20 protein-coding genes and 3 tRNA genes are annotated in these 23759 nt (G+C 55.0%); 13 read left to right on the top strand and 10 right to left on the bottom strand.

The window, feature by feature from the left end:
* Window positions 1-50 precede the first annotated feature (50 nt).
* Window positions 51-1013, bottom strand: a complete 963-nt coding sequence (locus AC2FLB_RS00345) for a DUF808 domain-containing protein (RefSeq protein WP_496691297.1) — start codon at window positions 1011-1013, stop codon at window positions 51-53.
* A 184-nt stretch (window positions 1014-1197) separates the two neighbouring features.
* Between AC2FLB_RS00345 and gap (AC2FLB_RS00340) the strand changes: the two genes are divergently transcribed.
* The 3 genes from gap (AC2FLB_RS00340) to gap (AC2FLB_RS00330) all read left to right on the top strand — a co-directional run bounded on the left by gap (AC2FLB_RS00340) (window position 1198) and on the right by gap (AC2FLB_RS00330) (window position 3501).
* Window positions 1198-2199 carry a type I glyceraldehyde-3-phosphate dehydrogenase gene (gene gap, locus AC2FLB_RS00340; protein WP_142634017.1) on the top strand — a complete coding sequence of 334 codons (1002 nt, stop codon included), beginning with the start codon at window positions 1198-1200 and terminating at the stop codon, window positions 2197-2199.
* 71 nt (window positions 2200-2270) lie between these two features.
* Window positions 2271-2414 (top strand): hypothetical protein, encoded by a 144-nt coding sequence (locus tag AC2FLB_RS00335; protein ID WP_496679620.1) that lies wholly within the window; start codon window positions 2271-2273, stop codon window positions 2412-2414.
* A gap of 82 nt (window positions 2415-2496) precedes the next feature.
* A complete protein-coding gene (gap, locus tag AC2FLB_RS00330) occupies window positions 2497-3501 on the top strand; it encodes a type I glyceraldehyde-3-phosphate dehydrogenase (RefSeq protein ID WP_496704677.1) in 1005 nt (334 codons plus the stop codon).
* On the opposite strand, the gene coaD is transcribed toward gap (AC2FLB_RS00330), so the two are convergent.
* The 3 genes from coaD to AC2FLB_RS00315 all read right to left on the bottom strand — a co-directional run bounded on the left by coaD (window position 3493) and on the right by AC2FLB_RS00315 (window position 5470).
* On the bottom strand, window positions 3493-3984 hold the full coding sequence (coaD, locus tag AC2FLB_RS00325; protein ID WP_142634021.1) for a pantetheine-phosphate adenylyltransferase: 492 nt from the start codon (window positions 3982-3984) through the stop codon (window positions 3493-3495). The genes gap (AC2FLB_RS00330) and coaD overlap by 9 nt on opposite strands.
* An 85-nt stretch (window positions 3985-4069) precedes the next feature.
* Window positions 4070-4507: a CBS domain-containing protein gene (locus AC2FLB_RS00320; protein WP_496708411.1), complete on the bottom strand. Its 438-nt coding sequence runs from the start codon at window positions 4505-4507 to the stop codon at window positions 4070-4072.
* A 60-nt stretch (window positions 4508-4567) separates the two neighbouring features.
* Window positions 4568-5470 (bottom strand): LysR family transcriptional regulator, encoded by a 903-nt coding sequence (locus AC2FLB_RS00315; RefSeq protein ID WP_496708410.1) that lies wholly within the window; start codon window positions 5468-5470, stop codon window positions 4568-4570.
* 101 nt (window positions 5471-5571) lie between these two features.
* On the opposite strand from AC2FLB_RS00315, the gene AC2FLB_RS00310 reads away from it, so the two are divergent.
* Together AC2FLB_RS00310 and AC2FLB_RS00305 are read left to right on the top strand one after the other, a co-directional pair.
* Window positions 5572-7071, top strand: coding sequence for a CoA-acylating methylmalonate-semialdehyde dehydrogenase (locus tag AC2FLB_RS00310; RefSeq protein ID WP_281972157.1), 1500 nt, complete (start codon window positions 5572-5574; stop codon window positions 7069-7071).
* 202 nt (window positions 7072-7273) lie between these two features.
* On the top strand, window positions 7274-7861 hold the full coding sequence (locus AC2FLB_RS00305) for a L,D-transpeptidase (protein ID WP_185956612.1): 588 nt from the start codon (window positions 7274-7276) through the stop codon (window positions 7859-7861).
* 55 nt (window positions 7862-7916) lie between these two features.
* Here AC2FLB_RS00305 and AC2FLB_RS00300 read toward each other — a convergent pair whose 3' ends face one another.
* Both AC2FLB_RS00300 and AC2FLB_RS00295 read right to left on the bottom strand, forming a co-directional pair.
* Window positions 7917-8393, bottom strand: coding sequence for a fasciclin domain-containing protein (locus AC2FLB_RS00300; protein WP_496691300.1), 477 nt, complete (start codon window positions 8391-8393; stop codon window positions 7917-7919).
* Window positions 8394-8470: 77 nt separating this feature from the next.
* Complete coding sequence (locus AC2FLB_RS00295; RefSeq protein WP_496691301.1) at window positions 8471-9316, bottom strand: class I SAM-dependent methyltransferase; 846 nt, start codon at window positions 9314-9316, stop codon at window positions 8471-8473.
* Between the two features lie 144 nt (window positions 9317-9460).
* On the opposite strand from AC2FLB_RS00295, the gene AC2FLB_RS00290 reads away from it, so the two are divergent.
* The 6 genes from AC2FLB_RS00290 to AC2FLB_RS00265 all read left to right on the top strand — a co-directional run bounded on the left by AC2FLB_RS00290 (window position 9461) and on the right by AC2FLB_RS00265 (window position 15064).
* Window positions 9461-10576, top strand: coding sequence for a carboxylate-amine ligase (locus tag AC2FLB_RS00290; protein WP_142634035.1), 1116 nt, complete (start codon window positions 9461-9463; stop codon window positions 10574-10576).
* Window positions 10577-10704: 128 nt separating this feature from the next.
* Window positions 10705-11847 (top strand): acyl-CoA dehydrogenase family protein, encoded by a 1143-nt coding sequence (locus AC2FLB_RS00285; RefSeq protein WP_496708409.1) that lies wholly within the window; start codon window positions 10705-10707, stop codon window positions 11845-11847.
* 7 nt (window positions 11848-11854) lie between these two features.
* Complete coding sequence (locus tag AC2FLB_RS00280) at window positions 11855-12895, top strand: enoyl-CoA hydratase/isomerase family protein (RefSeq protein ID WP_496708408.1); 1041 nt, start codon at window positions 11855-11857, stop codon at window positions 12893-12895.
* Window positions 12896-12898: 3 nt separating this feature from the next.
* On the top strand, window positions 12899-13771 hold the full coding sequence (gene mmsB, locus AC2FLB_RS00275; protein ID WP_496700233.1) for a 3-hydroxyisobutyrate dehydrogenase: 873 nt from the start codon (window positions 12899-12901) through the stop codon (window positions 13769-13771).
* A gap of 94 nt (window positions 13772-13865) precedes the next feature.
* Window positions 13866-14264, top strand: a complete 399-nt coding sequence (locus AC2FLB_RS00270) for a hypothetical protein (protein WP_496695335.1) — start codon at window positions 13866-13868, stop codon at window positions 14262-14264.
* 143 nt (window positions 14265-14407) lie between these two features.
* A complete protein-coding gene (locus AC2FLB_RS00265; protein ID WP_496708407.1) occupies window positions 14408-15064 on the top strand; it encodes a site-2 protease family protein in 657 nt (218 codons plus the stop codon).
* A gap of 17 nt (window positions 15065-15081) precedes the next feature.
* Here the strand turns inward: AC2FLB_RS00265 and uvrA are convergent, their stop codons facing one another.
* From uvrA to AC2FLB_RS00250, 3 genes are all read right to left on the bottom strand, one after another.
* Complete coding sequence (uvrA, locus tag AC2FLB_RS00260) at window positions 15082-17940, bottom strand: excinuclease ABC subunit UvrA (RefSeq protein ID WP_496708406.1); 2859 nt, start codon at window positions 17938-17940, stop codon at window positions 15082-15084.
* 168 nt (window positions 17941-18108) lie between these two features.
* A tRNA-Asp gene (locus AC2FLB_RS00255) sits at window positions 18109-18185 on the bottom strand.
* 44 nt (window positions 18186-18229) lie between these two features.
* Window positions 18230-18306, bottom strand: a tRNA-Asp gene (locus AC2FLB_RS00250).
* Window positions 18307-18868: 562 nt separating this feature from the next.
* Here AC2FLB_RS00250 and AC2FLB_RS00245 point away from each other — a divergent pair.
* Together AC2FLB_RS00245 and AC2FLB_RS00240 are read left to right on the top strand one after the other, a co-directional pair.
* Window positions 18869-20695: a M10 family metallopeptidase C-terminal domain-containing protein gene (locus AC2FLB_RS00245; protein ID WP_496708405.1), complete on the top strand. Its 1827-nt coding sequence runs from the start codon at window positions 18869-18871 to the stop codon at window positions 20693-20695.
* A 143-nt stretch (window positions 20696-20838) separates the two neighbouring features.
* Window positions 20839-20913, top strand: a tRNA-Val gene (locus AC2FLB_RS00240).
* Between the two features lie 111 nt (window positions 20914-21024).
* On the opposite strand, the gene lon is transcribed toward AC2FLB_RS00240, so the two are convergent.
* On the bottom strand, window positions 21025-23433 hold the full coding sequence (lon, locus tag AC2FLB_RS00235) for an endopeptidase La (RefSeq protein ID WP_496708404.1): 2409 nt from the start codon (window positions 23431-23433) through the stop codon (window positions 21025-21027).
* Window positions 23434-23759: the final 326 nt, after the last annotated feature.

Below are 23759 nucleotides of genomic sequence, written 5' to 3'. Positions count from 1 at the left end.
TTCAAACATCAAGCGAAGGGCGGCCATGCGCCGCCCTTTTCGTTTTCTGATTAATGCGTTTCAGATTTCCGAGACAAAATCGGCGCGACCACTTTTGTTGCAATCGGGATAAGCACGAACCCCCAGGCCAGTCCGAATATGCCATCCATCGTGGCTTTGGAAATCCACTCCACGGCACCTTCCCATTGCGCCGAAACCGCATGCCCGGCTGCATAGGCCATGTCATGGATCTGATGCCCCAACCAGCCAAAACCCAGAACCTCAAGCCCGTGAATGATGATCGAGCCGCCAACCCACAGCATCGCAGCTGTGCCGACAATCGACAGCACTTTCATGACAACCGGCATCGCCTTGACCAATCCACGCCCCAATCCTCGCCCGATCGGCGTTGGTGCGTTCTGCGCCAGGAAAAGGCCCACATCGTCCATCTTCACGATCAAGGCGACCGAGCCATAAACGGCCAGAGTCACACCTAGTCCAACAACGGCCAGCGTTGCCGCCTGCATCCAGATATTCGGTGCTTCGATGGCGGCAAGGGCGATTGTCATGATCTCGGCGGACAGGATGAAATCGGTTTTGATCGCACCCTTGACCTTCTGCTCTTCCAGATGGCCCGGGTCTTTGACCTTCATATCTTCGTCTATAACGTGGCTGCCATGAGGGAAAAGCAGGTGAAATATCTTTTCTGCCCCTTCGAAGCACAAATAGGACCCGCCAAGCATCAACAAGGGCGTTATCAACCAGGGTGCAAAATTGGCCAGCAACAAAGCGACTGGCAACAGCAGGATAATCTTGTTGAAAATCGAGCCGCGCGCAATGCGCCAGATGATCGGCAATTCCCGCGCCGGGGCAAAGCCCTGCACATATTTCGGAGTAACTGCTGCATCGTCGATGATCACGCCCGCAGTCTTGGCCCCGGCCTTGCCGGCGGCAGCGACCACATCGTCCACTGACGCCGCAGCAACCTTTGCTATGCCAGCAACATCATCCAACAGTGCCAACAAACCACTCATGCGTGTTTCCTCTCATCTCACCTGTCGCCAGGGGACCCTACCCGATCCGACGGCTAGCGCAAGCGTTAGCGCAACCGGCGAAGGTTTGCGCTAACACACTAAGAATATGTCACTTTTGCCCTTTTGAGAAAGCGTCTGTGCCGCTATATGCCCCGCAGAGCAAGCGCATTTTTGGAGACGTCAGATGACCATCAAGGTCGGCATCAATGGATTTGGCCGTATCGGCCGCTGCACCCTGTCGCATATTGCGGCATCGGCCCGCAACGACATCGAAGTGATCAAGGTCAACGCGACCGGCCCATTGGAAACTACCGCCCACCTGCTGAAATACGACAGCATCCACGGCCGCTTTCCCCGCGATGTTTCGATCGAAGGCAACACCATGGATTTGGGCCGCGGCCCAATGGAGGTGTTCTCGACTTACGATATGAACGAGCTTGACTGGGAAGGTTGTGACGTCGTTTTGGAATGCACCGGAAAATTCAACGATGGCCTGAAAGCCAAAACGCATCTGGAACGCGGTGCTCAGAAGGTTCTTTTGTCTGCGCCAGGTAAGAATGTTGATAAAACCATTGTCTATGGCGTGAACCACAACAGCCTGGTTACTGAAGATAGAATGGTTTCGAATGGCTCTTGCACTACGAACTGCCTTGCTCCGCTTGCCAAGGTGCTGGACGAAGGTATCGGGATCGAACACGGTATCATGACTACGATCCATGCCTATACCGGCGACCAGCCGACACTGGATCGCCGTCATAGTGACCTGTATCGCGCGCGCGCTGCGGCAATGTCCATGATCCCAACTTCAACAGGTGCAGCCAAAGCTCTGGGCGAAGTTCTGCCGAACCTGAAGGGTCGTTTGGACGGCTCGGCTATCCGTGTACCAACACCAAACGTTTCTGCTGTCGACCTGACTTTCCATGCGGCGCGTGACGTCACTGTTGAAGATGTTAATGCCATCGTTCGTGAAGCATCACGGGGATCAATGCAGCGCGTCGTGGGCTATGAGCCCGCGCCGCTGGTCTCGACCGATTTCAATCATACCGAAGAAAGCTCGATTTTCGCACCAGACCAGACACGGGTTGTTAACAACCGCATGGTTCGTGTTCTGGCTTGGTATGACAACGAATGGGCCTTCTCGGTCCGTATGGCAGACGTCGCCGTTGCCATGGGACGGCTTAACTAAAACGCCGTAGAAATGTTGTACCTTTACACCCGCTCAGTTTATCTGGGCGGGTGTTTTCATTCGGGGCCAACATGACCAATCAAATTGCTATCTGGCTTGGCCTTCTAATACTTGGCTGTCTGCTAGTCGATTACGCAATGTTCGACTCTGAGAACCTGATCTTCCTGGGAAAGAAACTTTACACCTTCCTGGACTGGCTCGCCTTCTGGCGCTGACAGAGGTTTTTCTTGACTTTTTCCTTGATCTAGCTTTGTTAGCGCTAACTTTGCAATAACAGACACCCAGACGGAGCAGACCATGACACTCAAGTTGGCAATCAATGGATTTGGACGGATCGGGCGCGGTGTTTTGCGGGCCTTGATGGAATCTGGGCGGACCGACGTTCAGATCGTGGCCATAAACGATTTGGCCAAGCCCGAAATTAACGCGCATCTCTTTGAATTCGACAGTGTGCATGGACGTTATACAAAGCCCGTTTCCCTGACCGACGCCGGTTTGGATGTCGGTGCAGGCCCGATCCGCCTAACCAGCGAACGTGAGCCTGAGAAACTCGATTGGTCCGATATTGACGTTGTTCTCGAATGCACAGGCGTGTTCCGCACGCGCGAAGCCGCGGCGCGCCATTTTGACAACGGCGCCAAAAAAGTTTTGATTTCTGCTCCTGCCCGCGGGGATGGTGCGGTCAAAACCATCGTCTTCGGGGTAAATGACCATGAGCTGACCGTCGAGGATACGATCGTTTCGAACGCATCCTGCACGACCAACTGTTTGTCGCCCGTTGCTGCGGCGCTGGACGAGGGTTTGGGCATTGTCCACGGAAACATGACAACCGTTCATGCCTATACAGCCAGCCAACCAGTTCACGATACCGCCGGAAAAGACCCGTATCTGTCACGCGCGGCTGCGTTGTCGATGATTCCCACCACTACGGGGGCAGCCTCAGCCGTAGGTCTCGTATTGCCCCAGTTGGCAGGTAAATTGACTGGACAGGCAATCCGTGTTCCCACTCCGAACGTCTCGGTTGTGGATCTGGTGACCGAAGTGTCGCGCCCAACAACCGAAGAAGAGGTCAACCAGTTGTTCATTGATGCCGCGGCCAATATTCCTGGTGTCCTGGCTGCGGAAAACCGCCCACTAGTGTCGATCGACTTCAATCACGACGCACACAGTTCGACCGTCTCTTTGGCTGAAACCAAGGTGACAGACGGCACGTTGGTCCGGGTGCTGGCCTGGTACGACAATGAATGGGGCTTTTCGAACCGGATGCTGGACACGGCGGCCGCGATGGGCGCGCTATCCTAAGCGCGCACGCAGCGCGTCATTTACGCGGGGCGTGACGAAATTCGACACGTCCCCGTTCAATCGCGCGATCTCTTTCACCAGTTTCGAGGCAATCGCCTGATGGCGGGCCTCAGCCATAAGGAACACCGTCTCGATCGAGTCGTCCAATGCGCGGTTCATACCGACCATCTGGAACTCATACTCGAAATCCGCAACAGCACGCAGGCCTCTGACAATGACCTGAGCACCTACGTCGCGGGCACAGTTGATAAGCAGGTTTTCAAAAGGATGGGCAACAATTTCAGTTCCGGTCTGTTCGGAAAGAAAGGAACATTCGGCTTCGATCATCTCGACCCGTTCTTCCAACGAAAATAACGGCCCCTTTTCCCGATTGATCGCCACCCCAATCACGAGCTTGTCAACCAGAGCGGCCGCGCGACGGATGATATCAATATGACCCAGGGTGATCGGATCAAATGTTCCGGGATACAATCCAACCCTCATTGCCGCCTCCTGCGCAACGAAATTTCTGCGCAAGCAAACATAACTTGGCTATGGGTGCAAGTAGTTGCGTCGCGTTTCTATGGGCTTAATGGCCCATGATCATGCCTTCCAATGCGTCTTTTTCCATTGCCAGTTCGGAAAGTTGTGCTTTGACAACGTCGCCTAGGGTGACAATGCCAACGAGGTTACCGTCCTCAACAACCGGCATATGGCGAAAGCGCCCTTCGGTCATCCGCGACATTATATCCTGGACAGTATCCTGTTGCGTCGCTGTCACCAGCTCGCGGGTCATATACGCGCTTACGGGTTTTGATAGGCATCCGCTGCCGCTTGCGGCCAGTTCGCGAACAATGTCACGTTCTGATAAGATGCCTGATGCGGTCTTACCGCCATCTTCTGATACAACCACCGTTCCGATGCGCTTTTCTGCAAGGATTCCTGCAACCTCTGAAATTGTGCGCGAAGGAGCAACTGTCACCACGCCTCCGGTGGCTTTGGATTTCAGAATGGCCTGAACAAGCATTGACGTAACCTCCGAAATAACTTCGTGTTTTCCAAAGCGTTGCCGGAATGAAATAGCCTGTCAAGGTGAAGCTTCAGCCTCAAGCCGCTCAACTTCATCGCGAATCCCTTGGGACAGGGCCTGCGCGAACCGATTCAGCCGCTCGTTTCGTTGGTCACCTTGATGTCGGACCAGATGAAAACTGCGTGTCAAACTCACTTGATCAACCAATATTTTCTTCAACTTCGGGTGAAATGGCAGTGTGAAATCATGCGCAATGCAGATCCCTGATCCCTGCGAAACCTGCCGCAGTTGGACAGAGACCGAATTCGAGGCCAGCGCGACACGGTCAACACCCAGATCGACCAGATAGTCCAGTTCGCGGTCGAATATCATATCAGGTATGTATCCGATCATACGATGCCCCCCTAACGTGCTGATGGAATAAACCGCAGGGTGATCGGCAAGGTATTCCTGCGTTGCGACAAGATGAAGTTTGTAATCGGTAATTTTCTGTACAAGCAGTTTTCCAGCGGTCGGTGCGCTGACGGTCACGGCCATATCGGCTTCACGGCGGGAAAGGTTGATGACGCGCGGCAAGGCCAGAATTTGTATGTCCAGATTGGGATTGGTGTCACAAATCTTGCCACACACCTGCGGCAACAAGTAATTCGCACAACCGTCCGGTGCGCCGATCCGGATTTGCCCGCTCAGCCTCTCAGATGGTTCTGCCATGGCGCCTGCTGCAGCGCGCATCGCCTCTTCGGCTTTCAGACCGTGGTCCATCAAACGCTCACCAGCTGAGGTCAGCACATATCCCTGCTGCGATTTGGTGAACAGCGGCGCATCCAGAGACGCTTCCAACCGCGCTACACGGCGTCCGACCGTAGCCGGGTCAATCCGAAGTAATCGTCCCGCCGCCGAAAGGCTTTCTTCGCGGGCTACGGCCAGAAAGACCCTCATATCATCCCAATTAGGTGTCACGCTTCACCTTTGCAATTTTGCAAAACACCTTTGGGACATTGCCTCTGTTCAAGCCATTTATGCAAGCCTATTCTGCGCGCAGACCTTCGGAGGAATTCGCAATGAACGAACTGTCCCATTTCATCAACGGTGAGAATGTCGCCGGCACGTCCGGCCGATATGATGACGTGTTCAACCCCGCTACCGGCGAGGTACAGTACAAATGCCCGATGGCAAGTGCTGCCGAGACCACAGCAGCCATTGCTAGCGCCGCAGCCGCACAACCGGCCTGGGGTGCAACGAACCCGCAAAAACGCGGGCGCGTGATGATGGCGATGGTTCACCTGATGAACCGCGACATGGACAAGCTGGCCGAAGCGCTCAGCCGCGAGCACGGCAAGACGATCCCTGACGCGAAAGGCGATCTGCAGCGCGGTCTGGAAGTGATCGAATACTGCATCGGTGCTCCGCAGATGTTGAAAGGCGAATTCACCGACAGTGCGGGCCCAGGCATCGACATGTATTCTATGCGCCAGCCTTTAGGGGTTGTGGCCTCGATCATGCCGTTCAACTTCCCGGCCATGATGCCTCTGTGGCATGTGGGCCCTGCCCTGGCCTGTGGCAACGCTGTTGTTCTGAAACCGTCCGAGCGCGATCCTTCAGTACCTTTGATGCTGGCGGAACTTTTCGTTGAGGCAGGTTTGCCCAAAGGTGTGTTCCAGGTGGTCAATGGCGACAAAGAGGCCGTGGACACGCTGTTGGACAGCGAGATCATTCAGGGCGTTTCCTTTGTGGGCTCGACCCCAATCGCGCAGTACATCTATTCGCGCGCCACGGCCAACGGCAAACGCGCGCAGTGTTTCGGCGGTGCCAAGAACCACATGATCGTCATGCCCGACGCCGATCTTGACCAGGCAGCAGATGCCCTGGTTGGCGCCGGTTTCGGCGCGGCTGGCGAACGCTGCATGGCCGTATCGGTTGCGGTCCCGGTCGGAGAGGATACCGCCGACGCGCTGATCGAAAAGCTTATTCCGCGTATCGAGAAACTGAAGGTCGGCCCCTACACTGCCGGCGATGATGTTGACATGGGACCGGTCGTGACCGGTGCTGCCAAAGAGCGCATTTTGGGACTGATCAGCTCGGGCGTTGAACAAGGTGCCAAACTGGTTGTCGATAATCGCGACTTTAGCCTGCAGGGCTATGAGGACGGCTTCTTCGTCGGCCCTCACCTGTTTGACCACGTGACGCCCGACATGGACATCTATAAGCAAGAGATCTTTGGTCCGGTTTTGTCGACCGTCCGCGCAGGATCGTACGAAGAAGCGATTGGCTTGGCTATGGATCACGAATACGGCAATGGCACGGCGATTTTCACCCGCGATGGAGATACCGCGCGTGACTTTGCCAGCCGGATCAATATTGGCATGGTCGGTATCAACGTTCCGATCCCGGTTCCGTTGGCCTATCACACCTTTGGCGGCTGGAAGAAATCCATGTTCGGTGACCTGAACCAGCATGGTGCGGATAGCTTCAAATTCTATACACGCACAAAAACGGTCACCGCGCGTTGGCCGTCAGGCATCAAAGAAGGCGGCGAGTTCAACTTCAAAGCCATGGACTGATTCAAACGAAAGCGGCGGATCCACACAGCCCGGCCACCACTGGCCGGGCTTTTTTCAATACACGGCCAAGTTTCGCTTGTGATGTTCGCTTCACAATAAATTCACTCAACACTCCCTAGGAAATCTGATCAGCAAAACATAAGTTACACGCAGTTTCGCGCGAGCAGTTCCTGAACCGGAGGCCAATTTGTCAGATCCCCGCATGACCCGTCGCTCTGCATTGTTAGGTGCAGCGTCTCTGTTGATGACACCTGCACTGGTGCGCGCACAAAGCAGCGCCGATGCTTTCCCGCTTGACGAAGAGGCGATCAGCACACAGCTAGCTGTGCGGCGGAATGTCTCTTCATTCTCGCACCAGAATTGGCAGGATCACTTCGATGAGTTAGGTGTCGGCTGCCTGCTGGCAGATATCACAAGCCGCGCTGTACACTATTGGGGGGCTGACGGGACGTACAAACTGTACCCCAGCTCAGTCCCTATGAGCGAAGAACTCACAAGGCGTGGTTATACCGAAGTAGTACGCAAGCGCGAAAACCCAAGCTGGACCCCGACCGCCTCAATGCGCGAGCGCGACCCGAACCTGCCCATCCGAATAGAAGGTGGCGAGTCCGGAAATCCGCTGGGTACGCGGGCGATGTATCTGGGCTGGCCAGCATATCTGGTGCACGGCACGCACGATACACGCAAGATTGGTCGCCAAAGTTCTTCTGGATGTATTGGCCTTTATAATCAGCATGTTGAAGAATTGTACCCGCTGGTTCAGGTTGGCACCAAGGTCAGATTGGTCTGACAGAACCCCCCGGCCATAACGGCCGGGGTTTTTGCTTGATCACGGTAGTTGCCAATTATTCCGGCAGGATCACCGCATCGACGACGTGGATCACGCCATTGCTGGCCTCGATATCGGCCTGCACAACCTTGGCGCCATTCACTTTTACGCCGTTCTTGCCATTCACACTCAGGCGATCACCCTGCACGGTCAGCACTTTGGCGCGCTTGCCAGTGATGTCACCTGACATGACCTTTGCAGGAACCACGTGATAGGTCAGGATTGCGACCAGTTGGTCTTTGTTCTCGGGCAGTAGCAGCGTTTCCACCGTCCCTTCGGGCAGTGCGGCAAAGGCCTCATCCGTGGGGGCAAAAACGGTGAAGGGACCGTCCCCTTTCAGCGTATCGACCAGACCCGCCGCTTGAACCGCCGCGACCAGAGTGGTGAATGATCCGGCAGATACGGCGGTATCCACGATATCGGCGGCCTTCGCTTGAACCGGCAAGGTAAGTGCGATTGCGGCGGCGGCGCTCAGGAAAGTACGGCGAAACATATTTGAGATCTCCTATCCAGGTTGTTATGGAAAGGGGTACGGGCGTTTCGCTGCACCGGATCAATTTGGTGTCAGATTTATTTGACCTGAACCCAAATACTTTGAGCGCGCCCATCTTTCAAAAACGGTAGCGCTTCGGCCGCATCTTGGCGATCCTGTTGCAAGAAGTATCCAGGCCAAAGCATTGAATATGCACTAGATTGCAACAATGCATGCAACATATATTGCTCGCCCCATCCCGGGCAGTCATAGAAGAACCGCTTGGGGTATTCGTAGGGTAGAAAAACATCGTGCACATGGATCACAACGCCCGGTTTTAAGGCCGGTATGATGCGACAGAACAGATGCGCGACATCATTGCTCATCCGGACAACATGGCTGGAATCGATGAACAGGATGTCACCCGCTTCAAGCTGTTCGAAGAGGGCTGGATCGACCTCTTCCAACCGTTTCTGTTCGAATTGATCGACTACATGCGCGATGTCCGCGCGCGGATAGGGATCAATCGCGGTGATTTGCGTCTGCAGCCCGCCATCCAATACAGCCTGCCGTGTCACGCGCGTTGAATTACCGCAGCCAACCTCAATCACCCGCTTGGGTTTGAAACGACGGACCATAAGATACAACGCATCCGCATCTGGGCTGTCATAATACCCGTTGCCGATCCTATACCCGGTTTGATTGCGGGACGGATCTTTCAATGCAGCCAAAGCGGCGGCATGTTCACCATATTCGGCTACCAGCTGCGATATGTCGAAATCGGCCATTCCCGGTGACAACGAATAAGCCGGACGGGTCAGCCCGCCTGCCCTTTCGAACGCCTCCAGCCGGGCGCGCTCGTCCCGTTCCGTGACTTTGTCAATCAGCCTGACACCAAATCGGTCGAGAACGGCATTCAGCCGGGGGAATTTCCTGGGTTTCACACAATGGCTCCGGGGTTCTTCTGAACTTTGACCCGTTCCTTACCGTTGCTAGCCCGATGACCGCAAGGACTCTGCCGGTAAACACTTGGCAAAAAGCGTATTTCCGTATTCACTGTTTCGCATAAAGCTAGAAAGAGGGCCGCCATGCAGCAGGAATACACGCTGGGCATTGAGGAAGAGTATCTTCTGGTCGACCGCGACAGCCTTGAACTTGCCCAAGCACCCGCTGCACTGATGGAAGCCTGCCAGGCCGATTTTCAGGGCCAGGTCAGCCCCGAGTTTCTGCAGTGCCAGATCGAGGTTGGCACCCGCCCCCATGCAACCATCCGCACGGCCCGAGAAGATTTGAAACGCCTGAGGGCGGGTGTGGCGGATCGGTCCGCCGAATACAATCTGGCCCCGATTGCTGTGTCCTGCCACCCCTTTGCGGACTGGAAGAAACAGCACCACACGCGCCGAGAGCGCTATGACGCCTTGCAGCATGCCCTGGGCGGTGTCGCGCGACGGATGCTGATCTGCGGGATGCATGTTCATGTCGGTGTTGAAGAACCGTCATTGCGGGCCGACCTGATGCCGCAGCTTTCGTACTTTCTGCCGCATCTCTTGGCGCTCTCCACATCCTCGCCCTATTGGAACGGAGAGGATACCGGCCTGTCTTCCTATCGCCTGACCGTATTCGACAACCTGCCCCGCACCGGATTACCACCGGTCCTGGCAAGTTGGTCGGAATATGAACGTACGACAGGCATTCTGGTCGAACTTGGCGTGATCGAGGATACCTCGAAAATCTGGTGGGATTTGCGACCGTCTCATCGCTTTCCAACGCTCGAAACACGCATCATGGACGTGCAGCCGAGGTTGGAGCACACATTGTCGCTGGCCGCCATGGTGCAGGCGCTGGTTCGAATGTTGTGCCGTCTGAAAGACCGCAATTTGCGTTGGCGGCAATATGACAGGTTCCTGATTGGTGAAAACCGGTGGCGTGCGCAGCGTTACGGAGTCGGCGAAGGCATGATTGATTTCGGGGATCGATCCATCAAGCCCATGCCGGAACTTATGGGTGAACTGATGGGTATGCTGGCCGAAGATGCCGAAGCACTGGGCACCATGACTGAACTTGCCCGGCTACAGCAAATCGCACAAAACGGCACATCTGCCACGCGGCAACGACGTGTTCACGCCGAAGCGACGGCCAAAGGTGCAGATGCAGGCAGGGCCGTGGTTCAGCATCTGATCGAAGAATTCCATCAGGATTTATGACCTGCCTCAAAGTATGATCTAATCGTTTTCGCAATATCCCTGTCAGGAATTGCTGGGCGTGCAAAATTTCTGTAAGAATCAGGAAATAAACACTCGTTCAATTCATCCGGCGACGTGGGAGGAAACCTATGGATTTTGCACCAACCGAAGAGCAAACTGCTATCTTCGATATGGCCTATGAGTTCGGGCAGGAGCATATCGCACCCTTCGCCCGGCAATGGGAGGCAGATGGCACTATTCCCAAAGACCTTTGGCCCCGTGTAGGAGAGCTTGGCTTTGGCGGTCTCTATGTGTCCGAAGATAGTGGCGGTTCCGGTCTTAGTAGGCTGGATGCGACGATGGTGTTCGAGGCCCTTTCGATGGCTTGCCCTTCAGTCGCGGCCTTCCTGACGATCCACAATATGTGCGCCAAGATGTTGGACACATTTGCCGCGGATAAGCTGAAATCGCGGATCATGCCGGATATTCTTAACCTGAACACAGTCCTCAGCTACTGCCTGACCGAACCCGGATCAGGCTCGGACGCAGCCGCGCTGAAAACTCGCGCCGAACGCACGAACGAAGGTTATACGCTGAACGGAACAAAGGCCTTCATCTCGGGCGGCGGATACTCAGATGCTTATGTCTGTATGGTGCGCACCGGACAGGATGGCCCCAAAGGGATTTCAACTCTGTATGTCGAAGATGGCACTCCAGGTCTTAGCTTTGGCGCACTTGAACAAAAGATGGGCTGGAAAAGCCAACCAACGGCGCAGGTTCAGTTTGACGACTGCAAAGTTCCGGCGGGCAATCTGGTAGGTACAGAAGGTGACGGATTCAAATATGCGATGATGGGCCTGGATGGCGGTCGCTTGAATATTGCCTCATGTTCTTTGGGGGCGGCACAAGCAGGTCTGAACATGACGCTTCAGTATATGTCCGAGCGTCAGGCGTTCGGGAAGTCGATTGATCAGTTTCAAGCGCTGCAGTTCAGGCTTGCGGATATGGAAATAGAATTGCAGGCGGCCCGGACGTTCTTGCGTCAGGCGGCCTGGAAACTGGACACGGGCGCACCGGACGCCACCAAGTTCTGTGCAATGGCCAAGAAATTCGTGACTGAAACCGGATCAAAAGTGGTCGACCAATGCCTGCAACTGCACGGCGGTTATGGGTATCTCGCCGATTACGGTATCGAAAAGCTTGTCCGCGACTTGCGCGTTCATCAAATTCTGGAAGGCACAAACGAGATCATGCGCGTCATTGTTTCTCGTCAGATGCTTGCCCAACGCTGAGACCCCGATGTCAGATATTGAAATTCACACTACCGGCCGCGCTGGACGCATCACTCTGACACGCCCCAAGTCTTTGAACGCGCTGAGTTATGACATGTGCATGGCGATAGATACGGTCATGCGCAACTGGCGCGAGGACGAGTCAGTTGACCTGATCATACTGGACGCCGTTGGCGATAAAGCATTTTGCGCCGGGGGAGATATCGCAGAGCTTTATGATACCGGGTGCAAAGGCGACTTTGCCTATGGGCAGACTTTCTGGCGCGATGAATACAGGCTGAATGCACTGATTTTCGAATACCCCAAGCCCGTGGTCAGTTTCCTACAAGGGTTTACTATGGGTGGCGGCGTCGGAATTGGGTGCCATGGAAGCCACCGCATAGTCGGTGAAACATCTCAGATTGCCCTGCCCGAGTGCTCTATCGGTTTGGTGCCGGATGTTGGTGGCTCTCTGATGCTCGCGCTGGCTCCGGGTCGACTGGGAGAATACTTGGGCACAACAGGTCACCGAATGGGCCCTGCGGACGCCATTTATGCGGGCTTTGCCGACCATTTTATCCCCATTGAAGAATGGCCCGGCCTGATCGAACTGCTCGAAGCTTCCGGGAACACAGACCTGTTGGTCGAGCATTCCCAGATGCCACCCACAGGTAACCTTGAAAAGGTCCAGGCGGAAATCGACGTGCTTTTCAATGGCGAGGGGTTGAACGACATCCTCAACGCGTTGCGCTTCTCCGAAACCCCGTTCTCTGACGCGGCGCAAAAGTTGATGGGCCGAAACTCTCCACTATCGGTGGCTTGTACCATTGAAATGATTCATCGGCTTAAGGCGCTGGATCTGTCGATCCGAAAAGCCCTGGAGATGGAGTACCGTTTTACGGCGCGCGCCATGGAACACGGAGATTTTCTGGAAGGTATCCGCGCGCAGATCATAGACAAGGATCGCTCTCCTAATTGGCGTCACCATGGCAAACCTGTTCCCGCCGTGGATATTTCCGCAATGCTGCGGCCCCTGGGCAGCGTCGCCCTGACATTCGAGGAGGATTAAAGAATGAAAATCGGGTTTATCGGCCTTGGAAACATGGGCAATCCAATGGCAGTCAATCTTGCCAATGCCGGGCATGAAGTCGCTGGGTTTGATATGGCCGAGGTGTCGGTTTCCGGTGTTACTTTGACTGGGTCAGGGGCCGACGCTGCAAAAGACGCAGACATCGTCATCACCATGCTTCCGAATGGCCAGATACTTCGATCCGTCGCAAATGAGATCATTCCAGCGATGAATGAAGGGGCCGTCTGGGTCGATTGTTCGACAGTGGATGTCGACAGCGCCCGAGCTGTTGCCGATATGGCATTGGCTGCGGGAGTTTTGGCCGTCGACGCGCCCGTCTCGGGCGGTATCGGAGGCGCCTCGGCTGGGACGCTGACATTCATGGCAGGTGGAAGCGCCGAGGCATTCGAAAAAGCCCGGCCCTTGTTCGACATCATGGGGCAAAAGGCAGTGCATTGCGGAGACGCGGGCGCGGGTCAGGCGGCCAAGATCTGCAACAACATGATTTTGGGCGTCACCATGATTGCAACCTGCGAGGCCTTCGCGCTGGCCGACAAGTTGGGGCTGGACCGGCAGAAAATGTTCGACGTTGTCAGCACCTCCTCGGGCTATAGCTGGACGATGAACGCATACTGCCCTGCCCCAGGCATCGGCCCGCAAAGCCCGGCCGACAATGGTTATCAACCCGGCTTTGCCGCCGAACTGATGTTGAAAGACCTGCGCCTCAGTCAGCAGGCGGCGGAAAGCACGGATGCCGACACCCCAATGGGGATGATGGCGACCGAGCTGTATCAGCAATTCGTCGAAAGCGAAGATGGGCTGGGGCTGGACTTCTCGGCCATGCTTCCGCGATTTGAAAAGCGCGGTCGGAACTAGGATGCCCTTGGGCGGCTTCCTGCCCATAGGGTTGACCCCTTTCCTGCCGATGTCCATCTAATGGAGAGGTTCAGCATCGATTCTTGGGGCTACGATGACGCATAATTTGGTCAAAGCGCTTACTGTTCTTGCTCTGGTCGTGACCCCGGTGGCGGCCATGGCCGGTAACGGGAAGGGAAACGGCAAGAACAAGAATAGCAATAAGGTCATCCGCATTGCGCCTCAGGGCGGTATTGTTGCAACTGGAAACGCCGTCCACTGCCCGCCGGGGCTGGCCAAGAAAAACGTACCCTGTGTCCCTCCGGGACAGGCCAAAAAGCTGTACAGAAATGGCGAGTTTATCAATGGCGACTATCGCTGGATTGATGATCCGTTTCGGTATGGCCTGAATAGGGGAAGCTATGTCCGCGCAGGCGACTACGTGTATCGTGTCGACCCGGATACACGCAAAGTTCTGAACCTGATCGGCGCGGTTGCAGACATCCTGAACTGACAAGCGCGGCCTGAATTCAAGCGGTCGAAAAGCAACCTCTGTCGATTTGAGAGAGTAAGCAGGCTCGGGCGTTTTTCAGCCTGTTTTCAAAATTTTGACGCAATCTAACATCATCATAAACCTCACTATTTCGAGGTTTTATTATGAATACTGAAAACGTGCTATTTGAGCTCCGCGGCCCATGGAACGTACCGATACATTTCAGCCAAAGCCTTATTTTTCTGGTTTTGATCGTTGTCGGAATTAACGCCGATCCGGTCAACCTGCCCTATGCGCTCGCCTTCGTGGCGATTCTGTTGATTTCGATTCTTCTGCACGAGTTGGGCCACGCATGGGGCTGTCTTGTGCAGGGCGTGCCCGTCAATCGAGTCGTCCTTTATGGGGGCGGCGGATTCTGCGAACATCGCCGGTCGACCTCTGCATATGAAGACGAATTGATTGTGGCCATGGGGCCGATTGTGAACCTGACCCTGTGGGCGGTGTGTTCATTGCTGGAACCGTTTTCCAACTCGCCTGAAATTGGCTGGGTTCTGATGGTGACGGCAGATCTAAACCTGTGGCTGGCGCTGTTTAACATGCTGCCCCTGATGCCGCTTGATGGGGGGCGTCTGCTCTTTGCTTTGCTCACGCGCATTATGTCGGCGAACTCAGCCGCACGTGTTTCCGGGTTTATTGGGCTGGTTGGCGTTCTGCTGTGGATCCCGATGATGATCTTTGCCTATATCAGCTTCGGTTTCGTGTTCCTGTTCTTTCCGCCAATACTGCGCCACTGGCAGATGCTGCGATACGCCAGATACTGAAGTTGCCGCGACGGAGGTTATTCCGCCGCGACCCGTTCGGGGTTCAGCAACTGTTTCAAATACCTGCCCGTATGGCTGCGTTCCACAGCAACAACATCTTCGGGCGTTCCCGTGGCGACAATTTCACCACCACCGTCACCGCCTTCGGGCCCGATATCAATGATGTGGTCGGCCGTTTTGACAACATCCAGATTGTGTTCGATCACAACAACCGTGTTACCCTGATCAACCAATTCATGCAGCACTTCCAACAGCTTGCGGACGTCTTCGAAATGAAGACCGGTCGTCGGCTCATCCAGAATGTAAAGCGTCCGACCAGTTGAGCGTTTGGAGAGTTCTTTTGACAGCTTCACCCGCTGTGCTTCACCGCCCGACAGGGTCGTCGCCTGTTGCCCGACCTTGATATACCCCAGACCGACCCGCGCCAGCGCGTCCATCTTATCGCGGATCGACGGCACGGCTTTGAAGAACTCTTGTGCATCTTCCACTGTCATATCAAGGACATCCGCGATGGACTTGCCTTTGAACTTGATCTCAAGCGTTTCCCGATTGTACCGCGCGCCTTTGCAGGTTTCGCAGGTTACATAGACATCGGGCAGAAAGTGCATTTCGATCTTGATGACGCCGTCGCCCTGACAAGCCTCGCACCGACCGCCTTTGACGTTAAAGCTGAACCGGCCAGGCTTGTACCCGCGCGCCTTGGACTCGGGCAGACCGGCGAACCAGTCACGGATCGGAGTGAACGCCCCCGTATACGTGGCCGGGTTCGAGCGTGGTGTACGCCCGATGGGCCGCTGGTCGATGTCGATCACCTTATCCAGATGCTCGAGCCCCTTGATCGTCTCGCACGGCGCGGGTGTCTGCCGCGCGCCGTTCAGCCGCATCGAGGCTGTCTTGAATAGGGTTTCAATCGTCAGGGTCGATTTGCCACCGCCGGATACGCCGGTCACACAGACGAACTTGCCCAAAGGGAAATCAGCGGTCACTTTCTTCAGATTGTTCCCGGTGGCCTTGACCACAGTCACTTTCTTTTTGTTCCCCTTCCGCCGCTCGGACGGCACCGGGATTTCGCGGGTGCCTGACAGGTATTGGCCGGTGATCGAGGCCGCATCGGTCGCGATCTCGGACGGGGTACCATGGCTAACCACCTGCCCACCATGCACACCCGCACCCGGACCGATGTCAAAGACATAGTCGGCCTCGCGGATGGCTTCTTCGTCATGCTCCACGACGATGACCGTGTTCCCTTGGTCCCTCAGGTTCTTGAGCGTCCCCAGCAAGCGGTCATTGTCGCGCTGATGCAGGCCAATCGACGGCTCGTCTAACACATAAAGAACGCCGGTCAGACCCGAACCGATCTGGCTGGCCAGACGAATACGCTGACTTTCCCCGCCCGAAAGCGTTCCACTTGAACGTGACAACGTAAGATATTCCAGACCAACGTTATTCAGGAACCCAAGCCGCTCACGAATCTCCTTGAGTATCACCCGAGCGATTTCATTTTTCTGAGCACTCAGATGGTTTGGCGCATCCTCAACCCACGCCAGCGCCTCGCGGATCGACATCTGCACGACCTGCCCGACATGCAATCCAGCGATCTTGACGGCCAACGCCTCGGCCCGCAGTCGATAGCCTTCGCAACTGCCGCAGGACCGGTTGTTTTGATAGCGTTCGAATTCTTCGCGTATCCAGGCGCTGTCAGTCTCGCGATAGCGGCGCTCCATATTCGGGATAACGCCTTCGAAACTGCGGGTTACCTGATATACCCGGCCACCCTCGTCATAGCGGAACTGGATTTCTTCCTCACCCGACCCGCGCAGGAAAACCTGCTGCACCTTTTCGGGCAAATCTTTCCACGGCGTGTTTTTGTCGAACTCATAATGTCGCGCGATGGCTTCGATGGTCTGCAGAAAATACGGCGACTTACCTTTGCGCCAGGGTGCCAAGGCGCCGTCATACAGTTTCAGTGTCTGATCCGGAACGACAAGGCGTTCATCAAAGAACAGCTCGACACCCAGCCCGTCGCAATCCTGACAGGCCCCAAAGGGTGCATTGAAGGAAAACAGGCGTGGTTCAATCTCGGGGATGGTGAAGCCACTGACAGGACAGGCAAAATTCTCGCTGAACGTAATCCGCTCCGGGTCGCCTTCACGCGGTGCGGTTTCCAAAATCGCAATGCCATCGGCCAAATCAAGCGCCGTGCGCAAGCTGTCCGCCAACCGCGTTTCCATACCTTCGCGCACGACCAACCGGTCGACCACAACGTCGATGTCATGGCGGAATTTCTTGTCCAGTGTCGGCGGCTCGTCCAGCTCATGAAACGCGCCATCAACCTTGACGCGTTGAAACCCCTGCTTGCGCAGCTCCAGAAACTCTTTCTTATACTCGCCCTTTCGGTCCCGAACGATCGGGGCCATGAGATACCCTCGCGTGCCCTCCTCCATCGTCATGATCCGGTCGACCATATCCTGCACCTGCTGGGCTTCGATCGGCTTGCCCGTGGCAGGGCTGAACGGTGTACCAGCGCGGGCAAACAGCAGGCGCAGATAGTCGTAAATCTCGGTCACGGTTCCCACGGTAGACCGTGGGTTCTTTGAGGTCGTCTTCTGTTCGATGGAAATAGCCGGAGATAGACCACTGATATGGTCCACATCTGGCTTTTCCATCATATCCAGAAATTGCCGGGCATAGGCCGACAGGCTTTCGACATACCGGCGCTGCCCTTCCGCATAGATCGTGTCAAAGGCAAGCGACGACTTGCCCGAGCCTGACAGACCAGTGATGACCACAAGCTGGTCACGCGGAATATCCACGTCAATGCCTTTGAGGTTATGTTCGCGCGCGCCGCGCACCTCGATATTCTTCAGCTCAGCCATGTTTGGCCCCCAACACATAAGTGTCCTAGAGATAAGCGAGCCACACTGAGTCTCCAACAGAAAAGTTAGAACAAAATGTGAACGAGAGAGATGTTGCCGCCACCTACTGACAACAAAACCAATAGAGTCACCCGGTAAACGGCATGATTTCTGAAAACTAGTGGAAAATGGCGCGGTTGACGGGGCTCGAACCCGCGACCCCCGGCGTGACAGGCCGGTACTCTAACCAGCTGAGCTACAACCGCGCATCTATTTCGTGGCCTTTACCCTGGACCAAGGATGGCAGCGATGGCGCGGTTGACGGGGCTCGAACCCGCGACCCCCGGCGTGACAGGCCGGTACTCTAACCAACTGAGCTACAACCGCCCGCTGCCCGTTCGTTGCTGAACGTTGGGGTGTATTATGGCCACGCCCGGACATCGTCAAGCGGCGAATTGAAGTTTTTTCTCAGAACGTAATTTTTGTTAGAGATGTTTTCTCGTCACACGACGAATGGCCAAATAGAAACCAGCCGATAATTCACGACCCGCTGCCTTTGGCCAGACAAAAATATTCTGAAACCTTGCGCAGCACATCACCTGGCACGGGTCCGCTTGATCCAGATCTCAGGACAGCCCCCAAACTCTTCCCCAAGCTTATTCTGGCATAAACCCAAAGCGAACAGTCATATCACCTTACTGGCAGAGAGTTACCCAAAGCTTGCCGCGTTCTGCCTCATTTCAACCACAAATGGTCTGCAAGACGATTACAAACACCTCTGCCAAAAGAGACTTCATACGCTCGGTTGGTCCTCGGGCCAAAACGTTGGAAATTTCTGATGCCAAAGGAAGAATTACCGATTCTAGAACCGGTCAAAATATACGGCGCTAATTTTGTATTCCGGAAAAACCGGGAACAAACGGCGTGTTAGACAAGGAAGAAATTTAAGATGTCAGTTGCCAGCACAACTTCTCCGGGTGCAAATGTTACCGGTCATGTTTATGTAGACAGCCTGATTTGGGGCACATCTTGGGACACCAGCGCCGGAGGCGTCAGTGCTCCGGGCACAATCACGTACTCCTTCGATGATGGATCGTTAGGTCGCCGTGGCTTTGCCTCCTACATGAAGGAAGCAATCCGCAAAGCATTTGCAATTATCGAAACGATCATTCCGATCGAGTTCAACGAAGTCGGCTTTCTGACACCAGCAGGCGAGATTAATGACGTTAACATCACCTACGCTTTGCTGACCCAAAACGATCTTGGCGGACCCGGATCTCTTGGTGTCCATCAAGTTCCGGGTGACGACCCTCTGCTGCAGGATTCTGGCATTGACGCCCTGTTCGGCATCTTTGCCTATGATACGCCTCTTTTTAGCAAAGAGGCCTTACGCAAAGGCGGTGAAGGGTTTGCGACAATCATTCATGAGATTCTTCACGGCCTTGGTCTAGCCCACCCACATGATGAAGGCGGCAGCTCGACTATTTTTCCGGGGGTTACGCAGCCCTTCGACGACTACGGGACAGATGGGCAGAACCAGGGTGTTTACACGATCATGTCCTACAACTCGGGCTATCCCGAAGTTGTTCCACTGAAGACATATAAGGCTGGCGGCACGGCCTCGCCCATGGCCCTTGATATAGCTGCGCTGCAGGCGATCTACGGAACGACGGACCACAACACCGACGACAACGTCTATAAAATCAAAGGCAAAAATGGCGCCGGGACCTTCTGGACATCCATCTGGGACACCGATGGGGTCGATACGATTTCAGCAAATGGTGTTAAGCGCAGCGTCACAATCAACCTCAATGACGCGGATCTTGATGGCAGCGATGCAGGCGGCACTCCATCCCATGCCAAAGGCATAACCGGCGGATTTACGATCGCAAATGGAGTCGTCATTGAGAATGCTGTGGGCGGCAAAAAGGGCGATCTCATCGTCGGGAATGAAGCTGATAACCTATTGGTGGGTGTCGGCGGTAGCGACGTTATTTTTGGTGGTGAGGGTAACGATATAGTTCTTGGTGGTCAGGGCAATGACACCTTGACCGGGGGTGTTGGGAACGACGTGCTGAACGGTCACAAAGGGACGGACAACTTTGTCGCCGAGGACGGAGACGGTGACGATTTCATTAACGGCGGCAAGGGCGTTGATTGGCTGCGTTTTACCGGCACGAGCGCGGCAACCGTTGATCTTTCTGACATTAACACTCAGGCGACCGGATACGGAACCGATGCCATTACGGGTGTCGAAAACGTCGATGGGTCCGAGCAAAATGACGACATTACAGGTACGGACGGTCGAAACATCCTGCAGGGTAATGGAGGGTCTGACCGCCTGGACGGAGGCCTTGGCAAAGATACCCTGAATGGTGGCGCAGGCAGCGATACTTTGATCGGTGGTGCCGGAAGGGACATCATGACCGGCGGTGAAGGTGCCGATGACTTTGTATTTACGTCAACAGATGAAAGTTCACGCAAAGCGAAATATGCCGACCGGATTACCGATTTCACTCAGGGTGAAGACAAGATCGACCTAAGTGCGATTGACGCAAGCACCGTAATTGACGGCGATGATTCATTTGTCTTCAACGGTACAACACCCGCCCAGACGTCGGACGAAGGCGAAATCTATTACGTCAAGAAAAACAACGCAGGCACCAAGAACGACTTCACACTTGTTCTTGTGGATACTGACGGCGACAAAAATCCTGAGATGGTTATCAAGATCTCTGGCTTGCACGATCTGACCCAGGACGATTTCATTCTTTGACATCAAAAAAGTGAAAGGGCGGTCCCACAAGGCCGCCCGTTTATGGGCACCTCGACTGGGCATTTGCGGGGTAATCCCCGGGGCCCAAAAGGCGCAAAGACCTCTTGCGGCTTTGCTGAACTCCTTATAAGACCCCTGCTCACGGGTGATTAGCTCAGTGGTAGAGCGCTTCGTTCACATCGAAGATGTCAGGAGTTCAAATCTCTTATCACCCACCATTTCACAATCTGCGATCCGACATGCAAAGCCAGTAATTGGCTGACTATTTGGTCTGACCAAAGAAAAAGGGCGAGGTGCTAACCCCGCCCCTAATTGCCATATTCTGACCTTTAGTGCGCCCTGGCGGAAGGGGACGTGTTCTCAGCCGTTTTGGCCGCAGCCGCGGCGGCCTCTTCTGCGGCTTCGTCCCATTCGACAGGTTCAGGATCCCGAACCAGAGCGTGTTTCAGAACTTCCGAAACATGCGTGACCGGGATGATTTTCAGCCCCTCCTTCACGTTGTCAGGAATTTCGGCCAGGTCTTTCTCATTCTCTTCCGGAATCAGAACAGTCTTGATCCCGCCGCGCAGAGCCGCCAGCAGCTTTTCCTTCAAACCACCGATGGGCATCGCATTGCCGCGCAAGGAAACCTCTCCTGTCATGGCAATATCCTTGTGCACCGGGATACCCGTCAGAACCGATACGATTGAGGTCACCATTGCCAAACCGGCCGAAGGACCATCCTTGGGCGTTGCCCCGTCCGGTACGTGGACGTGGATGTCCAGGTTGTCGAATTTGGGCGGCTTCACCCCGATCTTAGGTGAGATTGACCGCACATAAGATGAGGCCGCATCGATGGATTCCTTCATCACATCGCCCAGCTTCCCCGTGGTCTTCATCCGCCCCTTACCGGGCAGTTTCAGCGCCTCAATATGCAGCAGATCGCCGCCAACGGAGGTCCAGGCCAGACCTGTTACAACCCCAACCTGATCGTCCTGTTCAGCCAAACCATAGCGGAACTTGGGCACGCCCAAGAATTCATCCAGATTGTCCGGCGTCACCGTGACCGAATCCGCCTCTTTCTTGATGATCTTGGTCAGCGACTTCCGCGCCACCTTGGCGATTTCGCGTTCAAGGTTCCGCACGCCAGCTTCTCGGGTGTAGGTGCGGATAATCGATTGCAGCGCCTCATCGGATAGTTCGAACTCTTTGGCTTTCAAACCGTGGTTCTTGATCTGCTTACTGATCAGGTGCTGCTTGGCGATCTCGCTCTTTTCATCTTCGGTGTAGCCCGCCAGAGGAATGATCTCCATCCGGTCGAGCAAAGGCCCGGGCATGTTATAGCTGTTGGAAGTAGTCAGGAACATCACGTTGGATAGGTCATATTCAACCTCAAGGTAGTGATCCATGAACGTGCTGTTCTGTTCCGGGTCCAACACTTCCAGCATGGCCGAGGCCGGATCGCCACGGAAATCCTGCCCCATCTTGTCGATTTCATCCAACAAGATCAGCGGGTTCGTAGTTTTGGCCTTTTTCAGCGCCTGGATAATCTTGCCGGGCATTGAGCCGATATAGGTCCGGCGGTGGCCGCGGATCTCGGATTCGTCGCGCACTCCGCCGAGGCTGATGCGAATGAACTCGCGCCCAGTGGCTTTGGCAACGGATTTACCCAGCGACGTTTTACCAACGCCCGGAGGGCCAACAAGACACAGGATCGGGCCTTTCAGCTTTTTCGACCGCTGTTGAACCGCCAGATATTCGACGATCCGTTCCTTGACCTTCTCAAGCCCATAGTGATCGTCATCCAGAATTTCCTGCGCGCGACCAAGATCTTTTTTAACGCGGGACTTGGTGCCCCAAGGCAGAGCCAAAATCCAGTCGAGGTAGTTGCGCACGACAGTGGCTTCAGCCGACATCGGGCTCATATTGCGCAGCTTCTTCAGCTCACCTTCGGCCTTTTCACGCGCCTCTTTCGACAGCCTGGTTTCGGCGATTTTCTCTTCCAGCTCGGCCACTTCGTTCGAGCCGTCATCGCCATCGCCAAGTTCCTTCTGAATGGCCTTCATCTGCTCATTCAGATAATATTCACGTTGTGTCTTCTCCATCTGAGTTTTGACACGGGTCTTGATCTTTTTCTCGACCTGCAGAACCGACATCTCGCCCTGCATCAGGCCATAGACCTTTTCAAGCCGTTCGCTGACCGACAGTGTTTCCAGCAGTTCCTGCTTTTGCTCGACCTCGATACCTAGATGCCCCGACACAAGGTCGGCCAACTTGGCGGGTTCGGCGGTTTCGCCAACAGCGGTCAGTGCTTCTTCGGGAATGTTCTTGCGGACTTTGGCATAGCGCTCGAACTCGTCGGCAACGGTGCGAAGCAACGCTTGTGTAGTGGTCACATCACCCGGAATCTCGGTCAGATATTCTGCACGAGCCTCAAAAAACTCTTCGTTATCAAGGTATTCTGTAATCTGTACGCGCGCTTGCCCCTCGACCAGGACTTTCACGGTTCCATCTGGAAGCTTCAGCAGCTGCAGCACATTCGCCAGCACGCCCGAGCGATAGATTCCGTCGATTTCCGGATCGTCATCACCTGGATCAATCTGGCTAGACAGCAGAATTTGCTTATCGTCCTGCATCACTTCCTCAAGTGCGCGGACAGACCTTTCCCGACCCACGAACAAAGGCACGATCATATGAGGAAAAACCACAATGTCGCGCAGCGGAAGTACTGGGTATGAGGAATTCAGGGGCTCTTGCATGCTCAATCCTTATCTTTGGCAAGACGGCACTGGTCCCTCATCTAGGCAACCCCCGGCCGTCTCCTGTCTGGAAGGTAAAGGTGGTGCGCCAAGCGTCCTATTTCAACCTTACCTGTAGTGGACCTAACAATGACCGGAAGGTTGCGCCTCCGCAAGACGATAACATGATCGGTCTTGTCAAATTCTCAATTTGACCCCGCTTGGTTTCTTCGGCGATTGCCTGCCTGGAAATTCAGAAACCAACAGCAAAAGTACAACACTATCTAACAGGCAGCTGCCCAAAGCCTGCCATCATTGCAAACAATATGATTGCATACCCCAACTTC

The organism is Ruegeria sp. CDSA236 (assembly GCF_059611285.1).
This window is presented reverse-complemented; position numbering and strand designations above follow the sequence as displayed.

Coding starts and splice junctions, on each gene's coding strand:
- AC2FLB_RS00345 (WP_496691297.1), bottom strand. CDS start 1,013: ATGAGTGGTTTGTTGGCACTGTTGGATGATGTTGCTGGCATAGCAAAG.
- gap (WP_142634017.1), top strand. CDS start 1,198: ATGACCATCAAGGTCGGCATCAATGGATTTGGCCGTATCGGCCGCTGC.
- AC2FLB_RS00335 (WP_496679620.1), top strand. CDS start 2,271: ATGACCAATCAAATTGCTATCTGGCTTGGCCTTCTAATACTTGGCTGT.
- gap (WP_496704677.1), top strand. CDS start 2,497: ATGACACTCAAGTTGGCAATCAATGGATTTGGACGGATCGGGCGCGGT.
- coaD (WP_142634021.1), bottom strand. CDS start 3,984: ATGAGGGTTGGATTGTATCCCGGAACATTTGATCCGATCACCCTGGGT.
- AC2FLB_RS00320 (WP_496708411.1), bottom strand. CDS start 4,507: ATGCTTGTTCAGGCCATTCTGAAATCCAAAGCCACCGGAGGCGTGGTG.
- AC2FLB_RS00310 (WP_281972157.1), top strand. CDS start 5,572: ATGAACGAACTGTCCCATTTCATCAACGGTGAGAATGTCGCCGGCACG.
- AC2FLB_RS00305 (WP_185956612.1), top strand. CDS start 7,274: ATGACCCGTCGCTCTGCATTGTTAGGTGCAGCGTCTCTGTTGATGACA.
- AC2FLB_RS00300 (WP_496691300.1), bottom strand. CDS start 8,393: ATGTTTCGCCGTACTTTCCTGAGCGCCGCCGCCGCAATCGCACTTACC.
- AC2FLB_RS00290 (WP_142634035.1), top strand. CDS start 9,461: ATGCAGCAGGAATACACGCTGGGCATTGAGGAAGAGTATCTTCTGGTC.
- AC2FLB_RS00285 (WP_496708409.1), top strand. CDS start 10,705: ATGGATTTTGCACCAACCGAAGAGCAAACTGCTATCTTCGATATGGCC.
- AC2FLB_RS00280 (WP_496708408.1), top strand. CDS start 11,855: ATGTCAGATATTGAAATTCACACTACCGGCCGCGCTGGACGCATCACT.
- mmsB (WP_496700233.1), top strand. CDS start 12,899: ATGAAAATCGGGTTTATCGGCCTTGGAAACATGGGCAATCCAATGGCA.
- AC2FLB_RS00270 (WP_496695335.1), top strand. CDS start 13,866: ATGACGCATAATTTGGTCAAAGCGCTTACTGTTCTTGCTCTGGTCGTG.
- AC2FLB_RS00265 (WP_496708407.1), top strand. CDS start 14,408: ATGAATACTGAAAACGTGCTATTTGAGCTCCGCGGCCCATGGAACGTA.
- uvrA (WP_496708406.1), bottom strand. CDS start 17,940: ATGGCTGAGCTGAAGAATATCGAGGTGCGCGGCGCGCGCGAACATAAC.
- AC2FLB_RS00245 (WP_496708405.1), top strand. CDS start 18,869: ATGTCAGTTGCCAGCACAACTTCTCCGGGTGCAAATGTTACCGGTCAT.
- lon (WP_496708404.1), bottom strand. CDS start 23,433: ATGCAAGAGCCCCTGAATTCCTCATACCCAGTACTTCCGCTGCGCGAC.